Annotated in this window: 2 pseudogenes; both read right to left on the bottom strand. The window is 61.5% G+C overall.

Annotated elements, in window-relative coordinates:
* Positions 1-131 precede the first annotated feature (131 nt).
* A pseudogene (locus JQ586_RS41050) lies at positions 132-828 on the bottom strand (IS630 family transposase); the annotation flags it as partial.
* A gap of 108 nt (positions 829-936) precedes the next feature.
* Positions 937-1567 (bottom strand): annotated as a pseudogene (locus tag JQ586_RS40160) (IS5 family transposase); the annotation flags it as partial.
* Positions 1568-1783: the final 216 nt, after the last annotated feature.

The raw sequence follows: 1783 nt of genomic DNA, 5'->3' as shown, positions 1-1783 counted from the left end.
AGTTGGACCCGTTCCGCGAACTCCCATACGGGCCGGCGGCATGTGACAGCCGCATCAGAGGCCGGACACATGTCAGCACCCGACCACGCTCTGCGCTCTTTGAAAAGATTCTTCTTGCATCGACGGGGGCGTCCACACATGTCCATGATGACGATGTCGCCGGGCCTGAGGGATGGCACCAACACTTGATCGACATAAGCCCGGAAGCTTTCGCCGTTGATCGGCCCGTCAATTACACAGGGGGCGCTGATGCGGTCGTGGCGCAGCGCCGCGAGGAAGGTCAAGGTTCGCCAGCGGCCGTGAGGCGCCTTGGCGACCAGCCGCTGGCCGCGGCGCGCGCGGCCGTGGGTGCGCGTCATGTTGGTCTTGGCCCAAGTCTCGTCGATGAAGACCAGGCGAGCGGGATCAAGCCGCCCTTGATACTTTTTCCACTGTGCCCGCCGCCGGGCGAGGTCGGAGCGATCCTGCTCGCTGGCGTGCAGGCTTTTTTTTGAAGCTGATGCCTTCGTGCTCGAAGAAGTGCCACACCGCGTAGTAGCTGACCTTGATCCCGCGCTCTGCCAGTTCCGCAAGCAGCGCTCGCAATGTGATGTCCGGTTGCTCGGCAAGCCGCTTGAGCAGCCAGTCCCGCTCGGAAGACAGCACGTAGGGACGCTTGCCGCCCATCGGCTGGGCCGCGGCGCTTCCAGTCGCGCGAAACCGCTGCGACCACTTCACCACGCTGGCAACACTGACCTTAAAGGTTGCCGCCACTGACCGGCAGCTTGCGCCAGCTGCCACCGCGGCAACGACCCGCTCGCGCAAATCAAGCGAATAGGCTCGTCCCATGGGATGCCGGCCTCCAGCCCAGCCAGCATCTTGAATCAGAACCAGCCTGATTTGGGAATCCCCAATCGATTCAGTCTCACAAGATCATGCTCTAGGTGATGTGGACATTTATCGCGTCCATAAGACGATGGCTGCGAGAGTGACGACGGCCAGGTAGTTTCGTGCGGTCTTTTCGAAGCGGGTTGCGACGCGTCGAAATTGCTTGAGCTTTGAGAAGCAGCATTCGACGAGATGGCGCTGGGCACAGAGATGTCTGTCGAGCGGATGCTTGAGCGCTCGTGATGGGTTGTTGGGAATGACGGCGAGCGCCCCTTTGGCCGCGATGGTTTGGCGCAGGTGATCGGCGTCATAAGCCGTATCGGCCATGACGACCTCGGCGGGCAATCCCTCGATCAATGCGGCGGCTTGCGGTGCATCGCCCTTCTGGCCTGCGGTGATCGTGAACCGTACCGGACATCCCAAGCCGCGAACGACCATATGTATCTTGGTGCTTAGGCCGCCGCGCGAACGGCCGATCGCCTGATCTTCAGACCCCCTTTTTTAGCCCCGGCAGCGTGCTGATGGGCCCGATGGAGTCGACAATCAGATATTCGAAGTCCGGATCGTCGGACATCGCTTCGAAGATCCGCCACCAGACCCCTTTGGCGCTCCATCGGCTGAAGCGCCGGAATACGCTGTTCCAATCGCCGAACGCCTCCGGAAGATCACGCCAGGGAGAGCCCGTCCGAACGATCCACAGTGTGAGTGCCGGACGTAAACTCCCCAAAAGCGCCGTTTGAAAATATTCCCCAGTTTTCATGTCGCCAGCCCCAGCGGGGCATGCCCCGCTGGGGCTGGCGATGCAACGACTCACCGATGCTGCTCCCCTTGGCGGGAGGGAGGGGCGCGGTGATCAAAATTGGGGAACTTGTGATGATCTTGGATTTGCACCGCCAGGGACTTTCCGTGTCCGCCA

Source organism: Bradyrhizobium jicamae, assembly GCF_018130215.1.
GTDB lineage: Bacteria > Pseudomonadota > Alphaproteobacteria > Rhizobiales > Xanthobacteraceae > Bradyrhizobium > Bradyrhizobium jicamae_A.
Note: the sequence above shows the minus strand (reverse complement) of the source record. Positions and strands in the feature narration are given on the sequence as shown.